Below are 17,537 nucleotides of genomic sequence, written 5' to 3'. Positions count from 1 at the left end.
CGTTCATCGTCACGTACATCGACGAGAACAGGTTCAGCGGCAGCACGATCCGCGCCACCTCGCGGGCGACGCCGTCGCCGAGCATGCGCTGGTAGGCCGAGTAGGCGGCGACCGACTGCTCGCGGACCGCCCGCTGCACCGCCGCGTGCTGCTCCGGGGTGCCGGGCAGGAAGTCGTAGGCGCCGGGCTTGCCCACCTGGACGAGGTTGCGGTTCGCGTCGGGCACGTAGAAGACCGGGTTCAGCTCCCGGTAGCGACCCGATTCCTCGTTGTAGGAGGCGATGCGGTGCCGCATGAACTCGCGGAACACGAAGATCGGCGCCTGCACGTAGAAGGTCATCGAGTTGTGCTCGAACGGCGAGCCGTGCCGGTCGCGCATCAGGTAGTTGATCAACCCGCGATCGCGCTGCTCCAGATCGGCCTCGGACGATGCCGATTCGAGCGTCTGCTCCCCCATGGTCGATACGCGCGCGGCGAAGAGGACGTCGGCGTCACGAGCGGCTGAGCGCACCAGCTCGACGGTCATCGCGGATCGGAACTCGGGTTCTGCGTCGGTCACGGCGGCAACGGTAGCGAGACCCCACGACACCTACACTCGACCGGTGATCCCGCTGGTCCTCGCCGCCGCCACCGGCCTCGTCGGCATCATCGGCTGGGTGTTCTGGCGCGGCGATGGGAAGCTGCGGCGCGGATCGGGCGAGCGGATCCGGCCGCACGAGGCCGCGCTGCCCGACGACGCCTTCGGAGCGGCCGCGACCATGCTCCTGTTCGGATCGGAGCAGGACGAGCGGACGGCGCTGGTCCGACAGCAGCTGAACGACATGGTCGCCGGCCTGACCGGGGTGGCGGTCGCGGAGGTGGACCTCACGAGGCGGGGCGATCTGGCCGGCCGGTTCGGGGTGACGAGGACGCCGACCGTGTTCGCGCTCGACGACGGCGGCCGGCTGCGCGCGCGGGTCACGGGCGCCGCCGACCTCGACACGCTGCGCGCCGCGCTCGACACCGTGTTCCCCCCGGCCGCCTGACCGCGACCGACCGTTACGCTCGGGACATGGCGCAGAAGCGGGTTCCCGTGCCGTCCGCGAGGCCCGCTCCTCGGCGGCCGGCCCCGCCTCCGCCCGCAGTGATCCCGAAGCCGATCGTGCGCAGGCCGATCGCGAAGGACAGCACGCTGCGGGTCCTCGTCGCCGGCGGGTCCGGGCTGATCGGCACCGAGCTGGTGCGGCAGCTGACTGCGGCCGGCCACACGGTGCAGCGGCTCGTGCGCCGTCCGCCGCGGACCGAGCACGAGTTCAGCTGGGCCCCCGACGCGAAGATCCTCGACTTCCGGCTGCTCGACAGCGTCGACGCCGTGATCAGTCTCTCCGGGGCCTCGCTGAACCGCATCCCCTGGACCACCCGCTACAAGGAGCAGATCCTCCGCTCGCGGGTCAAGGCGACCCAGGCGCTCGTCGAGGGGATGTCCATGGCGGCCTCGCCGCCCCCCGTGTTCCTGTCCGGGTCCGCGGTCGGGTTCTACGGCGACCGACCGGGCGAGACGCTGACGGAGGAGTCGGCGCGCGGCACCGGCTTCCTCGCCGACGTGGTCGTGGAGTGGGAGGCCGCAGCGCGCCTCGCGCCGTCGAGGACCCGCACCGCGCTGCTCCGCACCGGCGTCGTGCTCGCCCCCGGCGGCGGCGCGCTGAAACCGCTCACGCTCGCGACCCGCTTCGGTCTCGGCTCGACGGTCGGGCACGGCACCCAGCACTGGCCGTGGATCTCGCTGCACGACGAGGCCGCCGCGATCGTGCACCTGCTGACGAGTCCGCTCGGGGGGCCCGTGAACCTGGTCGGGCCGACGCCCGCCACCAGCGAGGAGATCACCCGGCGCCTCGCGGCGGACCTCCACCGCCCGCACGTGCTGAAGCTGCCGGAGGCCGTCGTCGGCATCGGGATGGGCGAGATGGGCCGGGAGCTGCTGCTGCCGAGCCAGAAGGTCGTGCCCGCGAAGCTGGAGGAGGACGGCTTCGTCTTCCGCCATCGCACGAGCGACGACGCGATCGACGCCGTCCTCGCCTGATGAGCGGAACGCGACAGCAGGACTCGGCGACGACGGCAGGACTCAACGTGCGATCCTGTCCTGCCGTTGCTCCTGAGTCCTGCTGAAGCGCTCGGTCAGCGGGAGAGGGTGATCGCGCGGCGGACCGCCGACCGCGCGCGGCGGCGGTCGCCCGCGATGTCGTAGGCGAGGCCGAGGCGCAGCCACGCGCGCCAGTCGTCGGGACGCTCCTCCGCCGCCGCCGCGTACTGCGGGAACGCCGCATCCGCTGCCGATCGCTCGACTCGGCCGCTGGCGCGACGCGGCAGGCCGTCGCCGGGCAGCGGGCCCTCCTCGCCCAGCCGACGAGTCAGGCGTGTCGCCTGCAGGCCGAAGAGCAGCTCGCGGACCAGGAGGTAGGCGCCGATCAGCGGGAGCACCAGCAGCGCGACGCCGATCGCGATGCCCACCGGCACGCCCGACTGCAGGAACGCGACGGCGCGGGTCACCCCCACCACCAGGTAGAGCACCAGCACCAGCGCCATCAGGACCGCGCCGCCGAACGCCCTCACCCGAGCAGCAGCGACTCGAGGCCGACCGTGACGCCCGAGAGGCCGGGGAGCGCCGTGATCGCCAGCCGGATGCCGGCCGCGTACGCGACGGGCGAGGTGGTCTCGTGATGCACGGTCAGCAGCTCGCCGGGGCCGCCCAGGAACACCTCCTGCCGCGCCTGCACGCCGTCGATCCGGAGGGAGTGGATCGGCACGCTGCCGACCTGCTGCCCCCGTGCACGCTGATCCGTGTGCGGCGCGGCGACCGGACCGAGCTCGGCTCGGGCGGCCGCGATGCGCTCGGCGGTCGCGACAGCGGTACCGGACGGCGAGTCGGCCTTGCCGGCGTGATGGGCCTCCACGATCTCGATCGACTCGAACCAGACCGCCGCCTGCTCCGCGAACCGGGATGCGAGCACGGCGCCGACGGAGAAGTTCGGCACGATCAGCACGGCGGGATCCGCCGCGTCACGACCGGCGCGCAGCGAGCCGATCCGCTCCCCCGACCAGCCGCTGGTCCCGACGAGCACCGGCAGTCCGGCCCCGGTCGCGGCCGCCACGACGCCCGGCGACACCTGCGGCAGCGTCACGTCGACGACCGCCTCCACGTCGGGGTCGAACCGGAGCGGATCGGCCGAACCGATGCGCTGGACGACCTGCGCGTCGGGCATCCCCTGCACGACCTCGGCGACGAGCCGACCCATGCGACCTGCGGCTCCGACGACGGCGAGGCGGATCACGGGCGACGAGCCTAGCCTTGCAGTCCTATGCGCGTGATCGAGACGAGCCCCGACGACCCCGTGACGTCCGAGCTGCTGACGGCCTACTTCGCCGAACGGGTCGGCGGCTTCACCGCGGGGCAGTACCGCGTCGCCTCCCCCGACCCGGCGCAGTTCACCCCTCCCGGCGTGTTCCTCAGGATCGACGAGGACGGCGGCGCGCCGCTCGCCTGCGGCGGTCTGCGCGAGATCGAGCCCGGCATCGAGCCCGACGCAGGACGGCGGATGGAGGTGAAGCACCTGTACGTCGCCCCCGCGGCCCGCGGGTCGGGCGTCGGGCGCCGCCTCCTGAACCTGCTCGAGGCGCACGCGCGGAGGGAGGGTGCCGACTGGCTGGTCCTCGACACCAACCGGTCGCTGGAGGCCGCTGCGGGGCTCTATCGGTCCACCGGCTTCCTGCCGGTCGCGCCGTTCAACGACAACCCGAACGCGACGGACTGGTTCGCGAAGCGGCTCGTCCCGACGACCTGACCCGACGTGAGCGCTGCGGTGCGACCTGCCGCGCCGCAGTCCCTGTCGCTCGGCGGCGCGGCAATGAGCTCACACCGGTAGGGGCTCGACGAGGCCGGTGCGCAGCTCGACCGGCAGGTGGGCCAGGTCGTTGTGCGACACGAGCGTGATGGGCCGGCCCGTCCGCGCTTTCAGCACCGTCAGCCCGCAGTGCGCCTGGGTGAGACCGAGCCACCGCCACGCCGGCGCGTCGAACGCGTGCCGGATGAACTCCGCGATCACGAGGTTGTGCGTGATCAGCAGGTCGTGCCGCTCCTGGCCGCCCGGGGACAGGAACTCCGCGAACGCGTCCGCCATCTGCGCCCTGCCGGCCTCGATCTCGGCGTCCGTCGCGGAGGCGAACCAGCCGGAGAACGCGCGCGGCACCTCCGGCGTCGGCCCGGACGGCACGCAGTCGAACAGCAGCGCCGACGGCTTCGGGTCCACGGACGGCAGACGCTCGCGGACGATGTCGGCGGTCTGCGTCGCGACCGTGCTCGGGGCGTGCCAGGCGTTGGTCAGCGGGACCCCGCCCAGGCGCTCCGCGAGGAGTGCGGCCTGCCTGCGCCCGCGCGGGGAGAGCGGGCCGTCGGTGACGCCGTGCTCGGCGTCGAGCTGCTCGCCGTGGCGCACGAGATAGAGGTACTGCGTCATGGCGGCGACGATCGTAGCCGCAGCGGCAGCGAACCGGCGCATGGCTTCGGCGGTGCGGACAGGTCGTTCCACCTCCGCTTCGGTACGGTGCGGTACCCGCGTGCAGCCGGAAGGATCCGCCGTGACCGACGCCCCGTCGTCGCCGACCAGCAGCTCGCCCGCGCGTGCGCGGCTGCTCGCGGTCGCCGACGCGCTGTTCTACGCCGACGGCATCAACGCCACCGGCATCGATCGCCTGATCGCCGACGCGCAGGTGACGAAGGCGACGTTCTACAAGCAGTTCGGCTCGAAGGACGCGCTGATCCTCGAGTACATCGCGGGCCGCGATCAGCAGGTCCGGGCCGCGGTCATCGGCCTCCTGGAGGCGCGGCCCGATCCGGCGGGCGTGCTTGCGGCGATCGTCGACGCGGTCGTCGCGGACACGGCACGAGCCGACTTCCGAGGGGACCCGTTCCTGAACGCGGCGGCGGAGTTCGCCTCCGCGGCGCATCCGGTGCGGCTCGCCGTGGTGGATCACCGCGACTGGTTCACCGGCTTCCTCGAGGACCGGTTCCGCGAGCTCGGGTACGCCAGGCCGGGCGCCGCCGCCGACGAGTTCTCGTTGCTGCTCGACGGCGCGGTGTGCGGTGCGTACGCGGGCGACACCGTGGCCGCGACGAGCGCGTTCGACCGCGCGGCGCGGCGGCTGCTCACGGCGGATCCCGCGGGCTGACCGCGGAGCACTCCGGCAGGCTGTCCGCACACGTGAGCAGGCCGGTTCCACTTCGGCAGGCCAGGACCGCGGGTGCCGGCCTGCCGGAGCGAGCGCAGCCTGCTCAGGTGCTCGACGGAGCGGGGGCCTACTCGGCGGAGGCGCGTTCCAGGGCGGTGACCTCGGCGCGGGAGAGGTGGACCCCCGCTGCCGCCGTGATCGCGAGCACCTGCTCGACCGTCGTCGCGGACACGATCGGCGCGGTGATGTGCGGGCGGGTCAGCAGCCACCCGAGCGCGATCGCCGCGGGCGGCACCTCGCGTTCCGCCGCGAAGCGCACGACGGTGTCGACGATGCGCATGCCGCGACGGGTGAGCCTGGGCTGCAGCCGCTCCGCACGGGCGGGGTCGAGCTCGCGCAGCCGTCGCAGCGCTCCACGCGTCGGCACGGCCGCCGCGAGGAAGCCGCCGGCGAGGGGCGACCGCGGCAGGCACGCGAGGTCCTGCGCGTGTGCGACGGGACCGACGCCGGCCTCGTACTCGGACCGCTGCAGCAGGCTGTGCACAGGAGCCACCGCGGAGAACCGGGGCAGACCGCGCTGGCCGGCCAGCACCCGGGCCTGGATCAGCCGCTCCGGCGTGTGGTCGCCGGCAGCGAGATGCCCGATGCGCTGCGCGTCGAACAGGCCCGCGACCGCGGTGAGCGTCTCCTCCATCGAGGTGGCCCTGTCGTGGCCGGCGAGCACCAGGAGGTCCAGCTGATCGGTGCCGAGGCGGTTCAGGAGGCGTTCGACGGCCGCCTGCAGCCCCGCGGCGGTCAGGTCCGACGCGGTGCCGACGCGGGCCGCGAGCACGGTCTGCTCCCGGCGCCTCCTGCTCGCGAGCCAGGTGCCGACGAGCTGCGCGGCCGCGCCGTCCGCCGCGTCGTCGACCACGAGCGCGTTGCCGCCGGCAGCCGCGTAGGCGTCGAGCGCCCGGTGGGCGGACGTCCGGTCCGCGGCCTCCCCGAGCCGCGACACGTCGAGCGCGACCGGGAACAGGGCGAGACCGGTGCCGCCCAGCGGGCGGAACCGGAACGGCTGCGACGGGGCGTCGAGCAGCGGCCGAGTCGATCGGTTCGCCATCTGCGCGAGCGACTGCTCGACGACGCCGAGGGCTGCGGCGACCGCCGGCTCGGGATCCGTCGCGAGGGGACGGCCGGCGCCGAGGTCGATCGGGCGCGTCTCGTCGTCCGGCCGGCTGTGCCGGCCGCGCGTGTCGTCGCTCATGACCCCTCCGGCGGCCGAGCGTACGTGCCGGAGCGCCTCGCGCCCCGGCGACCCACGGCGGACGGCTCCAGCCGCGTCGCTGGGGAGCCCGTCGGCGGCTGGCGGAGGCGGGCGGAGGCGGGACCGGCCGGCTACGGGTCGGTCACCCGGTCCAGACGGGCGACCTGGTCGGCGCTCAGCTCGAGCGCGGCACCCGGGAGCAGGTCGGCGAGCGCTCGGGCACTCGGCACCCGCACCACCGGAGCGGCGACGTTCGGTCGCGTCAGCAGCCACGCCAGGGCGACGCGGCCGACGTGCTGACCGCACTCTCGGGCGACGTCGTCGAGCACCGCCAGCACAGCGGCGCCCCGCCGGTTCACGTACTTCAGCGCGCCCTGGAAGATCGGCGACGCGGGCTTGTCGTGCCGGGACCGGAAATCGCCGCGCAGGTAGCCGCTGGCCAGCGGCGTCCGGGCGAGGACCCCGAGGTCGGCAGCGAGCGCGATCGGCGCGAGGTCCCGCTCGTACTCCTTGCGCTCCAGCAGGTTGTACTCGGGCAGGATCACGACGACACCGGGGATCTCGAGCCGCCTGGCGACCTTCACGGCCTCGCGCAACGCCTCCGGGCCGAACCCGGACGCCGTGAGGTGCCCGACCTTGCCCGCCGCGACCAGCTCGGTGACGGCCGTCAGCGACTCCTCGATCGGCGTCGAGGGGTCCTCCCCGTCGAGACCGAGCAGATCGATCCGGTCGAGCTGCAGCCGCTCGAGCGAGGCGTCCACGCCCCGCCGGATGGACTTCGTCGTGAGGCCCAGCGCGTCGGGATGCCGGCCGACCTTCGTCGCCACGACGAGCCGCTCGCGGTTCGGGTGCCTCGCGAGCCAGGAGCCGATCATGATCTCGCTGCGGCCACCCGCGTAGTGCGCGGCGGTGCTGATCAGATCGCCGCCTGCCGCGTAGAAGAGGTCGAGGACGTCGGCGGTCTCCTTGGCGTCGGTGGCCCAGCCGAAGACGCTGCCGTCGAGGGCGATCGGGTACACCGCCATGCCGGTCTGACCGACGCGGCGGGAGATGGGTCCGGAGAGCGGACTCGCCATACAGCCCCCGTCATACACATGAACCTGGAACTGAGCAGTATGCCACGCCCGCGATCGCTGCGAGATGGATTGACAACGGCGTCCCCCGTCCCTATGGGGACGGGGGACGCCGTGGGCCGGACGGGCTCAGACCGTCGCCGGCTCCTCGACGCTCTCCTCGACGACGGGCGCCAGCGACAGCTTGCCGCGGTCGTCCATCTTGGTGATCTCGACCTGGATCTTCTGACCCACGGCGAGCACGTCCTCGACGTTCTCGACCCGCTTGCCTCCGGAGAGCTTGCGCACCTCGGAGATGTGCAGCAGGCCGTCGCGACCGGGCAGCAGCGAGACGAACGCGCCGAACGCGGCGATCTTCACGACGGTGCCGAGGAACCGCTCGCCGATCTCCGGGTTGTGCGGGTTCGCGATCGCGTTCACCGCGGCACGCGCGGCCTCGGCGGACGGACCGTCGACGGCCCCGATGTACACGGTGCCGTCCTCCTCGATGGAGATGTCCGCACCGGTCGAATCCTGGATGCCGTTGATCGTCTTGCCCTTCGGCCCGATCAGCTCGCCGATCTTGTCGACGGGGATCTGGACGCTGATGACGCGCGGCGCGGTGGGCGCCATCTCGTCGGGGGCGTCGATCGCCTGGTTCAGGACGCCGAGGATGGTGAGGCGCGCCTCCCGGGCCTGCTGCAGCGCACCGTCGAGCACCGACGACGGGATGCCGTCGAGCTTCGTGTCGAGCTGGATCGCGGTGACGAACTCGCTGGTGCCGGCGACCTTGAAGTCCATGTCGCCGAGCGCGTCCTCCGCACCGAGGATGTCGGTGAGGGTCGCGTACTGCGTCTCACCGTTCACCGTCTCGGACACGAGGCCCATCGCGATGCCGGCGACGGGCGCCTTCAGCGGCACACCGGCGTTCAGCAGCGAGAGCGTGGACGCGCAGACGGAGCCCATCGACGTCGAGCCGTTGGAGCTGAGCGCCTCGGACACCTGACGGATGGCGTAGGGGAACTCCTCGCGCGGCGGCAGCACCGGCACGAGCGCGCGCTCGGCGAGGAAGCCGTGCCCGATCTCGCGACGCTTGGGCGTCCCGACACGACCGGTCTCACCGGTGGAGTAGGGCGGGAAGTTGTAGTGGTGCAGGTAGCGCTTCTTCTTGACGGGCGACAGCGAGTCGATCTGCTGCTCCATCTTCAGCATGTTCAGCGTGGTGACGCCCAGGATCTGGGTCTCGCCGCGCTGGAAGATCGCCGAGCCGTGGACCCGCGGGATGACCGCGACCTCGGCGTCGAGCGGGCGGATGTCCTTCAGACCGCGGCCGTCCATCCGGACGCCGTCGCTGAGGATGCGGCCGCGGACGACCTTCTTGGTGACCGACTTGTAGGCGCCGGAGACCTCGCCGTTCGCCGACGCGGGCAGCTCGCCCGCCTCCACCTTCGCCGCGACCGCGGCCTTGACCCGGTCCTTGAGGGCGTCGTCGGCGTCCTGGCGCTCGACCTTGCCGGCGATCTTGTAGACGCCCTGCAACTCGTCGAGCGCGATGCCCTCGACGACGGCGTAGGTCGCGTCGGTGTAGGGCAGGAAGACCGGGTACTCGCGGGTCTCCTTGGCGGCCTGCTTCGCCAGCTCGGCCTGCGCCTCGACGAGCGCCTTCAGGAACGGCTTGGAGGCCTCGAGGCCCTGCGCGACGATCTCCTCGTTCGGCTTGACCGCGCCCGCGCGGATCTTCTCGAACGCGGTCTCGGTCGCCTCGGCCTCGACCATCATGATCGCGACGTCGCCGGTGTCGGTGACGCGGCCGGCGACGGTCAGGTCGAAGACGGCGTCCTCGAGCTGCTCGAACGTCGGGAACGCGACCCACTGGCCGTCGATGAGCGCGAGTCGCACGCCGCCGATCGGGCCGCTGAACGGCACGCCGGACAGCTGGCTGGAGGCGGAGGCCGCGTTGATCGCGAGGGCGTCGTAGAACTCGCCCGGAGCGATCGACAGCACGGTGATGACGATCTGGACCTCGTTGCGGAGGCCCGTGATGAACGACGGGCGCAGCGGCCGGTCGATCAGCCGGCAGACCAGCACGGCCTCGGTGGAGGGGCGGCCCTCACGGCGGAAGAACGAGCCGGGGATCCGGCCCGCGGCATAGGACCGCTCCTCCACGTCGACCGTCAGGGGGAAGAAGTCGAACTGGTCCTTCGGGTGCTTGCCGATGCTCGTCGCGGACAGCAGCATCGTGTCCTCGTCGAGGTACGCGGCGACGGAACCCTGCGCCTGCTGCGCGAGGCGCCCGGCCTCGAAGCGGATGGTGCGCGTGCCGAACTTCCCGTTGTCCAGGACGGCTTCGGCGGACTTGATCTCGGGACCCTCCAAGAGGTGTCTCCATTCTGTTCTCGGTGCTCACTCTTTGGCACGTCATTCGGACGCGCTTCGGAAGCAGACTGAGATCGGCGGGGAGGAGCGTGGCAAGCCTCGTCGCCGCACCCCGGATGGATGTGGTCGAGCGCGGCTTCTGGCCATCAGTAGAAGAGCGCGGGACCTGAGACGGGCCCGAAGTCCACCACTAACGACCAGCTCCCTGCCGGTCTGCTCCGGTGCTCCGCTCTGCGCGAAGCGCGGTCAGTCTACCAGGCAGGTGCGAGGCGGGCGGAGGCGTCAGGCCGCGGCCACCTTCGCGGCCATCCGCGCACCGGCGATCGCGACCAGCGCCGCGATCGCCGCGCTGAACGTGACGAGCACGGGGATGCTCGGCAGGAACGCGATCGCGGCGCCGACCAGCAGCACCGGCACGGTCAGGCCGATGTAGGCGATCAGGAACATCGCCGCCAGCAACTTACCGCGCTGCGGGGCCGGCACGAGAGAGGTCGCGACGCTGAGCGAGGCGCGGAAGAGCAGCCCCACCCCGAGCCCGGCGACGAGGCCGCCGGCGATGAAGAGCCACTCCGCGACGACCAGCGCGCCGATCGCCAGCCCGGCGAGACCGGCGATCATCGCGGTCGTCGCCGTGATCAGCTGCACCTTCACGGTCACCGGCGTGAAGAAGATCTGCCCCACCGCGGCGACGGTGAACACGCCGAACGGCACGGCGCCGGCGACGATCCGGGAGGGCGAGTCGAACTCGCCCGCGAGGAACGACGGCGCGAGCGAGGTGAACTGCCCGAAGATCGAGAACGCCGGAGCCACGCCCACGCCGGCGGCGATGAAGAGGCTGCGCCCCTCCGCCGGGATAGACACCCGCTGCGGGCGCCAGGCGCGGGACGAGCGCTCCACGGTCTCCGGCGACGCGAGCACCGCGACCACCGCGAGCACGACGACCGCGAGCGCGATCGCGTACGGCGTGACGAGCGGATCCGGCGCGTACTCCGCGAGCAGCCCGCCCACGAGCGGACCGAGTCCGAGCCCGCCGATGTTCGCGATCGTCGCGACGGCGACCGGGACGCCGGGCCGACGGCTGCCGTTCGCGGCCCGCCACAGCTCGCGGGCTTCGCGGATCCGGAGATCCTCAGCGACACCCCGCGCCGCGAGCGCCGCCGTCGGGGTGTCGCCCGATTCCTCCGGATCCGCGAAGGATCTCCGGATCCGCGAGAGCCCTAGGAGCGGACGATCTTGGCGGGGTTGAGGTTGCGGCCCGGGTCCGTGGCGGCGAAGAGGCCCTCCAGCACGCCGATGCCCGGATCGGACAGCACGTCGGGCAGCCACTCGGCGTGCTCGACGCCGATCCCGTGATGGTGGCTGGGCACGCCGCCCAGGTCGATGAACGCCTGCTGGATCGCGTGCTTGACGATGTCGTACTCCGCCTCCGCGTCGTCGCCCATCACGAAGGCGAACGTGAAGTAGAGGCAGGCGCCCGAGTGGTACGAGTGCGAGAGGTGGCTCATGATCCAGCCCTTGCGGCCGAACGACGCGAACGCCTTCTCCGCCGCCTCGATCACGCCGTCGTGCATGCGGTCGAGATTCACCCACGGCACGCTCGTCTCCGACACGTCGCCCGCGGTGCCGCGGTCGAGCAGGAAGTCGCGCAGGTAGGGGGTGTCGAACTTCTTCTGGTCGTAGAGCACGCCGGGGCCGGTGCCGACGCCGATCCCGCCGCTGCGCTTGATGACCTTCTCGACGGCCTTCCGCTGCCTCGCGACGTGCTCGGGCGTGCCCTCGTAGCCGATGAACGACAGGCACATCTCGTCGAGGTTCCAGCCGCGGCGCTTCAGGACCGCGAACAGGCCGCGCTGGGCGAGCCCCGAGAACCCCTTCGACTCCTTCGACGTGGCGAGGGAGAACCCCGTCTCCCGGCCGTCCGAGACGCGCGTGATCGCGGGGTGCACGTCCCCCTCCGCGATCCGCCGCATCGCAGCGCTGCCGGCGACCCAGTTGGGGAAGAAGTAGGCGTGGATGACGCGCTTGGCCGGTACCCGGTGCACCTGCACGGTCGCCTCGGTGATGACGCCGAGCCGGCCCTCGCTGCCGAGGATCATCTCCCGCACCGAGGGCCCCGTGGAGGCGGAGGGGGTCGCCCGCAGCTCCAGCAGCCCGCCGGGACGCGCGACGCGGAGGCCGCGGGTGATGTCGGCGATGTCCCCGTACTTGTCGGACTGCATGCCGGAGGAGCGGGTCGCGATCCAGCCGCCGAGGCTCGAGTGCGTGAACGAGTCGGGGAAGTGCCCGATCGTCCAGCCGCGCGCGTTCAGCTGCGCCTCGAGGGCGGGGCCGAGGGCGCCGGCCTGGATCCGCGCCAGGCCCGACGCCTCGTCGATGTCCAGCAGCCGGTCGAGCAGGCCGAGGTCGAGCGACACGACCGGGCGGGACTCGCCCGGTATCGGCTCGAGGGAGCCGGCGATGTTGCTGCCGCCGCCGAACGGGATGAGCACGGCGTCGTGCTCGACGACGATCTCGACGACCCGCTGCACCGCGGCCTCGTCGCTCGGGTAGACGACCAGGTCGGGGACGCGGGGCAGCACGCCGGCACGGACCTTGATCAGGTCGCGGATGCTCTTGCCGTAGGTGTGCACGACGCGGTCGAGGTCGTCGTCGACCAGCTTCGCGGGGCCGACGGCCTGCGCCAGCGCGTCGCGCAGCGCATCCGGCGCGATCGACGCGGGCACGTTCAGCGCGCCGAACTCCGGCTGCTCGAGCGGCGCGACCGCGTGCAGGTCGACGCCGACCGCCTTCAGCACGAATGCGGCGAAGGCGGGCTTGTCCTCGTGGTGGAACGCGACGCCGGGGACGCCCCAGCCCCACCACTTCATGTGTTGGACGGGCCCAGCCGCGACCGCACCCTCCCGCACGACGGCCGCGTCGTCCCGGTCGGCGGCGGTCGGGGTCACGAGATCGGTCATCGAGGTCCTCCGGAGACGGCACGGCCCCGGGAGAGGACCGCGTGTGCGTGCTCGTCGTGCAGGCGCTGCACCTCGCCGCGGACGCGGCGCATGTACTCGGACGGGCTCTCCCCGGCCTGCGCGAAGACCGGGTCGCCGAACACCACGCCGACGGGCGGGCGGCCCGACTTCGGCCACTTGGAGCCGCGCGGGTGCGCGAGACCTGCGCCGATGATCGCGACCGGGACGCAGGGCACGTTGGTGGCGTTCGCGAGCGCCGCGGCACCGGACTTGAAGGTGCCGATCCGGCCGGTGCGGCTGCGGGTCCCCTCGGGGAACACGAGCAGCGGGACGCCGCGCTGCAGCAGGGCCCGCGCCTCGGAGGCCGGCCGGTCCATGCCGGAGCGGTGGATCGGGAAGGCGTTGAAGAACAGGGCGGTCAGCCCCTTCCTCCACCGCACGTCGAAGAAGTAGTCCGCCGCGGCGCCGGCGGCGAGGTAGCGCGCGAGCCGGCGGGGCAGGGTCGTGAAGATCAGCGGCGCATCGAGGTGGCTCGAGTGGTTCGCGACGACGACGAACGCGCCCCGCAGGTCGCTGAGCCGGTCGCGGCCGAGGATCCGCACCGTCAGGATCGACCGGATCACGCCGCCGAGCAGCACCCGCTGCGCGACGTATCGCGCCATCGCCATCGGCTTCGACGTGTAGCGGTCGAACGGGAAGGATGGGGGCTCGGAGCCCACGGGCCGCTTGGTCGTCACCCGCGTCGTCACTCCGGCAGGGTACTGCGACGACGGCCCGAGAGCGCCTTCGAGACCCGCCGGACACCGGATCTGGGTGCGTGCCGCACGACGAACATGAGCGCCTTGTAGCGCGCGCTCGGGGTCGACACGACCTTCCCACGGGACAGATCCTTCAGCGCGGCCGCCACCAGATCGTCGGCGTCGAGCCAGAGCACGCCCGGCATCGACGACGCGGCGATGCCCGCGCGATCATGGAACTCGGTGCGCACCCAGCCCGGTTCCAGCGCCATCGCGGTCACGCCGGTCCCGGCGAGCTCGTTCGCCAGCCCCTCCGTGTAGACGGTCACCCAGGCCTTGATCGCCGAGTAGGCGCCCATCGTGATCCGTCCGGCGGTCGATCCGACGTTCACGATCCGGCCCCGGCCGCGCGCGGTCATCGCCCTGCCCGCCGCCCCCGAGAGCACCTGCACGGCGCGCACCATCACCTCGAACGCGCGGTCGTGCGCAGCCTGGTCGGTGGAGAGCAGGGAGGCGCGGACGGAGAACCCGGCGTTGTTCACGAGCAGGTCCACGGGTCGCTCCGCGTCCTCCAGCCGGCCCGCGACCCGCGTCACGTCGGACCGCTCGGCGAGGTCGGCGCGCAGCACCTCCACCCGCCGTCCGGCAGCACGGTAGCGCTCGGCCTCGCTGCTCAGCCGCCCCTCGTCGCGGGCCACGAGGACGAGGTCCCAGCCGCGCTCGGCGAGGGCCCGCGCGAACGCCGCACCGATGCCGCTCGTCGCTCCGGTCACGAGCGCAGTCGCCATCCCGCATACGATACGGACCCGATGACGATCCCCCGCGGCGCCGGCACGGGCGCCCCCTCCGACGGCCCCGTGGAGCGACTCTCCGGGCACATCCTGCTCACGGGCGGTACCGGCTTCGTGGGGCAGGCCGTGCTCGAGCGGCTGCTGGTGTCCCATCCGGACACCCGCATCTCGCTGCTGGTCCGCGGCAAGCCCGGGCAGAGCGCCGATGACCGGGTGCGCAAGCTGCTGGCGAAGCCCGTGTTCCGGCCGTGGCGGGAGGCGGTCGGCCGCGACGAGGCGGCGAGGATCTTCGGCGAGCGGGTGACCGCGATCGAGGGCTCGCTCGACGCGGTGCCCGCCCTGCCGGGCGATCTCGACATCGTGCTGCACAGCGCCTCGACGGTCTCGTTCGATCCGCCGATCGACGAGGCCTTCTCGACGAACGTCGGGGGCGCAGCCGGCATCTACGGCGCGCTGCTCGCGAGCGGCGCAGACCCGCACGTGGTGCACGTGTCCACCTGCTACGTCGGCGGTGTGCGCAAGGGCGTGCTGCCGGAGGCGAGCCTCGACCACGACGCCGACTGGCGCGTCGAGTCGACCGCGGCCGCCGCCGCCAGGCAGCGAGTCGAGCTGCGCAGCCGCGAACCCAGCGTGCTGAAGGGCCTGATGGCGCACGCCAGGGCCCAGCACGGCAAGGAGGGTCCTCGCGCCGTCGCGAAGGCCGTGGAGGACGCACGCATCGACCTGGTCAAGCGCCGGCTCGTCGCCGCCGGCCGGGTCCGGGCGCAGAGCCTCGGCTGGACCGATGTGTACACGCTGACCAAGGCCCTCGCGGAGAGGGCCGCGGAGGAGCTGTGGGGCGCGGACCACCGGCTCTCCGTCGTCCGGCCCAGCGTCATCGAGAGCGCCCTGCAGCATCCGTACCCCGGCTGGATCGACGGGTTCAAGGTCGCCGATCCGCTCATCATCGCGTTCGGGCGCGGCCAGCTGCCCGACTTCCCCGGCGTCCCCGACTCGGTGCTCGACATCGTCCCGGTCGACTTCGTCGTGAACGCGATGCTCGCCGCCGCCGCGACGCCGCCTCCGGCCGCCGAGCCGAGGTACCTGCACGTCGCCTCCGGGGCCAGCAACCCGCTGCCGTTCCACGCGATGTACGGCCACGTGCACGACTACTTCACTGCGAACCCGATCCCGGACACCCCCGGCGCGGAACGCGTGCCGACCTGGCAGTTCCCCGGAGACCGCCGGGTCGAGCGCGCGATCCGGCGCGCCGAGGTCGTCGTGGGCGCGGCCAACACGGCGCTCGACCGGCTGCCGTCGTCGAAGCGGACCCGCGAGTGGCAGCGCACGATGGGCCGCCGCGAGCGCGACGTCGGCAACCTGCGGCGGATCTCCGACCTCTACCGCGCGTACGTCGGCACGGAGCTGATCTTCGACGACACGAACGCCCTGGCGCTGCACGCCAGGATCCCGGCGGACCGGCCGACCGAGGGCTTCGACGTCACGCGCATCGACTGGCTCGACTACATGCAGCGCGTGCACATGCCCGCCGTCACGCAGCTGATGCGGGTGTTCTCGCGCAGCAGCGGGCGCGACCGCACCCCGCCGCCCGCCGCGGCGAAGGCGCTCGAGCAGCGCACCGACGTGCTGGCCGTGTTCGACCTCGAGGGGACCGTCGTCGAGTCGAACATCGTGCAGCAGCGGCTGTGGGTGCTCCGCGCGCAGGGCGGCCAGGCCGCTGCGGTCGCCGAGGCCGGCTCGATCATCACCCGCCTGCCCGCCTACCTGGCGGCCGAACGGCGCGACCGGGGCGAGTTCCTCCGGTCCTTCCTGCGGCGCTACTCGGGGATGCCGGCCGCGCGGCTCGAGTCCGCGGTGCGCGGCGGCTACACCGACGTGCTCCTCGAGCACACCAGCGTCGACGCGCTGCAGCGGGTCAGGGAGCACCGCGCGGCCGGGCACCGGACCGTGCTCGTGACGGGTTCGATCGGCGTGCTCGCGGAGCCGCTCGCATCGCTGTTCGACGAGGTGGTCGCGGGCACGATGCACGAGGAGGACGGGGTGCTGACCGGCTACCTCGGCGCTCCTCCGCTGGTCGACGAGGCGCGTGGCGCGTGGCTCGCGCGGTACGCCGAGCGCGGCGGGTTCGACCTCACCGGGTCCTACGCGTACGGGGACAGCGTCGCCGATCTGCCGTGGCTGTCGATCGTCGGGATCCCGACCGCGGTGAACCCGGACGCGCGGCTCGCGCGGGCTGCGCTGAAGCGGCGGTGGCCGATCGTCGACTGGCCGCGCGGCGGCGTCGCGCGCGGCGACCTGCTGGAGCCGTGAGCCACGATGTCGTCCGCCGCCTGCGCGCGGCCGGCGTCGTGTTCGCGGAGGAGGAGGCGCGCCTGCTCGCCGACGCCGCCTCCGGCGCCGAGCTGGAGGCGCTCGTCGGCCGGCGTATCAAGGGCGAGCCGCTCGAGCCGCTGCTCGGCTGGGCCGCGTTCGACGGGCTGCGGGTCCCCGTCGACCCGCACGTGTTCGTGCCGAGGCGCCGGACCGAGCTGCTGGCGCGGGAGGCCGCGGCGCTCGCCGCGCCGGGATCGGTCGTGCTCGACCTGTGCTGCGGCACGGGCGCGGTCGGGCTCGCGATCGCGACCCGCGTGCCGGGCATCCTGCTGCACGCCGCCGATGTGGAGCCCGCGGCCGTGGTGAACGCACGGCGGACGCTAGCACCCGTCGACGGCCGGGTGTGGCAGGGCGACCTGTTCGCGGCGCTGCCCGACGACCTCCGCTTCGACGTGATCGCCGTCAACGCGCCGTACGTGCCGACCGGGCGGATCGCGGACATGCCGCGGGAGGCACGCGACTTCGAGCCCCGCGTCGCCCTCGACGGCGGAGGGGACGGCCTCGATATGCACCGGCGCGTCGCGGCGGGGGTGCTCCCCTGGCTCGCGCCCGGCGGCGCGGTCCTGATCGAGACCGGCCGCACCCAGGCGGCCTGGACCGCGCTGCTGCTCGAGAACGCGGGCCTGACCGCCTCCGTCGTCTCGGACGACGACGTCGACGGCACCGTGGCGATCGGCCGCGGCTGACCACCTGCGCCCCCGCCGCCTCCGCCGCCTCCCCCGCCCTCCGCTGATCGAGGTGCGAGCGAAGCGAGATGCTCCTATGTCATGTCAAGGAGGAGTTGGTGGTAGATCTCGCGGCAG

The 17,537-nt window shown here is 72.9% G+C and carries 16 protein-coding genes and 1 pseudogene; 6 read left to right on the top strand and 11 right to left on the bottom strand.

Translation table 11 applies throughout. From position 1 onward, the window contains the following. Positions 1 to 526 (bottom strand): FAD-dependent thymidylate synthase (gene thyX / locus ACFE67_RS08245; RefSeq protein ID WP_375406391.1); only part of this gene is annotated, 526 nt, incomplete at its 3' end. A gap of 76 nt (positions 527 to 602) precedes the next feature. Here thyX and ACFE67_RS08240 point away from each other — a divergent pair. Together ACFE67_RS08240 and ACFE67_RS08235 are read left to right on the top strand one after the other, a co-directional pair. After that, positions 603 to 1,025 carry a TlpA family protein disulfide reductase gene (locus ACFE67_RS08240; RefSeq protein ID WP_375406390.1) on the top strand — a complete coding sequence of 141 codons (423 nt, stop codon included), beginning with the start codon at positions 603 to 605 and terminating at the stop codon, positions 1,023 to 1,025. A gap of 26 nt (positions 1,026 to 1,051) precedes the next feature. Then, complete coding sequence (locus tag ACFE67_RS08235) at positions 1,052 to 2,059, top strand: TIGR01777 family oxidoreductase (RefSeq protein WP_375406389.1); 1,008 nt, start codon at positions 1,052 to 1,054, stop codon at positions 2,057 to 2,059. Between the two features lie 95 nt (positions 2,060 to 2,154). Here the strand turns inward: ACFE67_RS08235 and ACFE67_RS08230 are convergent, their stop codons facing one another. Continuing rightward, a complete protein-coding gene (locus ACFE67_RS08230; protein WP_375406388.1) occupies positions 2,155 to 2,589 on the bottom strand; it encodes a hypothetical protein in 435 nt (144 codons plus the stop codon). Then, positions 2,522 to 3,272 (bottom strand): annotated as a pseudogene (gene dapB, locus ACFE67_RS08225) (4-hydroxy-tetrahydrodipicolinate reductase); the annotation flags it as partial. The pseudogene dapB and the gene ACFE67_RS08230, both read right to left, overlap by 68 nt. Positions 3,273 to 3,335: 63 nt before the next feature. On the opposite strand from dapB, the gene ACFE67_RS08220 reads away from it, so the two are divergent. Then, positions 3,336 to 3,818, top strand: coding sequence for a GNAT family N-acetyltransferase (locus tag ACFE67_RS08220; protein ID WP_375406387.1), 483 nt, complete (start codon positions 3,336 to 3,338; stop codon positions 3,816 to 3,818). Between the two features lie 69 nt (positions 3,819 to 3,887). Here the strand turns inward: ACFE67_RS08220 and ACFE67_RS08215 are convergent, their stop codons facing one another. After that, the gene (locus tag ACFE67_RS08215; RefSeq protein WP_375406386.1) at positions 3,888 to 4,490 is read right to left on the bottom strand and encodes a histidine phosphatase family protein; all 603 of its coding nucleotides are present in this window, start codon (positions 4,488 to 4,490) and stop codon (positions 3,888 to 3,890) included. A 121-nt stretch (positions 4,491 to 4,611) separates the two neighbouring features. On the opposite strand from ACFE67_RS08215, the gene ACFE67_RS08210 reads away from it, so the two are divergent. Beyond that, positions 4,612 to 5,202, top strand: coding sequence for a TetR/AcrR family transcriptional regulator (locus ACFE67_RS08210; protein WP_375406385.1), 591 nt, complete (start codon positions 4,612 to 4,614; stop codon positions 5,200 to 5,202). Between the two features lie 127 nt (positions 5,203 to 5,329). Here ACFE67_RS08210 and ACFE67_RS08205 read toward each other — a convergent pair whose 3' ends face one another. The 7 genes from ACFE67_RS08205 to ACFE67_RS08175 form a co-directional block, all read right to left on the bottom strand. Further along, complete coding sequence (locus ACFE67_RS08205) at positions 5,330 to 6,448, bottom strand: aldo/keto reductase (RefSeq protein ID WP_375406384.1); 1,119 nt, start codon at positions 6,446 to 6,448, stop codon at positions 5,330 to 5,332. A gap of 131 nt (positions 6,449 to 6,579) precedes the next feature. Next, the gene (locus tag ACFE67_RS08200; RefSeq protein WP_375406383.1) at positions 6,580 to 7,524 is read right to left on the bottom strand and encodes an aldo/keto reductase; all 945 of its coding nucleotides are present in this window, start codon (positions 7,522 to 7,524) and stop codon (positions 6,580 to 6,582) included. A gap of 126 nt (positions 7,525 to 7,650) precedes the next feature. Beyond that, positions 7,651 to 9,876 carry a polyribonucleotide nucleotidyltransferase gene (locus ACFE67_RS08195; protein WP_375406382.1) on the bottom strand — a complete coding sequence of 742 codons (2,226 nt, stop codon included), beginning with the start codon at positions 9,874 to 9,876 and terminating at the stop codon, positions 7,651 to 7,653. 282 nt (positions 9,877 to 10,158) lie between these two features. After that, complete coding sequence (locus ACFE67_RS08190; protein ID WP_375406381.1) at positions 10,159 to 10,884, bottom strand: hypothetical protein; 726 nt, start codon at positions 10,882 to 10,884, stop codon at positions 10,159 to 10,161. Positions 10,885 to 11,093: 209 nt separating this feature from the next. Further along, complete coding sequence (locus ACFE67_RS08185; RefSeq protein ID WP_375406380.1) at positions 11,094 to 12,833, bottom strand: FAD-binding oxidoreductase; 1,740 nt, start codon at positions 12,831 to 12,833, stop codon at positions 11,094 to 11,096. Further along, positions 12,830 to 13,582: a lysophospholipid acyltransferase family protein gene (locus ACFE67_RS08180; protein ID WP_375406379.1), complete on the bottom strand. Its 753-nt coding sequence runs from the start codon at positions 13,580 to 13,582 to the stop codon at positions 12,830 to 12,832. Before ACFE67_RS08180 ends, ACFE67_RS08185 begins: the two co-directional genes overlap by 4 nt. Next, complete coding sequence (locus ACFE67_RS08175; protein ID WP_375406378.1) at positions 13,579 to 14,358, bottom strand: SDR family NAD(P)-dependent oxidoreductase; 780 nt, start codon at positions 14,356 to 14,358, stop codon at positions 13,579 to 13,581. Before ACFE67_RS08175 ends, ACFE67_RS08180 begins: the two co-directional genes overlap by 4 nt. A 21-nt stretch (positions 14,359 to 14,379) precedes the next feature. On the opposite strand from ACFE67_RS08175, the gene ACFE67_RS08170 reads away from it, so the two are divergent. Both ACFE67_RS08170 and ACFE67_RS08165 read left to right on the top strand, forming a co-directional pair. Next, positions 14,380 to 16,671, top strand: coding sequence for an HAD-IB family phosphatase (locus ACFE67_RS08170; RefSeq protein ID WP_375406377.1), 2,292 nt, complete (start codon positions 14,380 to 14,382; stop codon positions 16,669 to 16,671). Next, positions 16,668 to 17,420 carry a putative protein N(5)-glutamine methyltransferase gene (locus ACFE67_RS08165; protein ID WP_375406376.1) on the top strand — a complete coding sequence of 251 codons (753 nt, stop codon included), beginning with the start codon at positions 16,668 to 16,670 and terminating at the stop codon, positions 17,418 to 17,420. Before ACFE67_RS08170 ends, ACFE67_RS08165 begins: the two co-directional genes overlap by 4 nt. The last annotated feature ends 117 nt before the right edge of the window (positions 17,421 to 17,537 follow it).

Source organism: uncultured Amnibacterium sp. (assembly GCF_964244015.1).
Lineage (GTDB): Bacteria > Actinomycetota > Actinomycetes > Actinomycetales > Microbacteriaceae > Amnibacterium.
The sequence above is the reverse complement of the archived record's forward strand: the minus strand, read 5'-3'. Positions and strand labels throughout refer to the sequence as shown.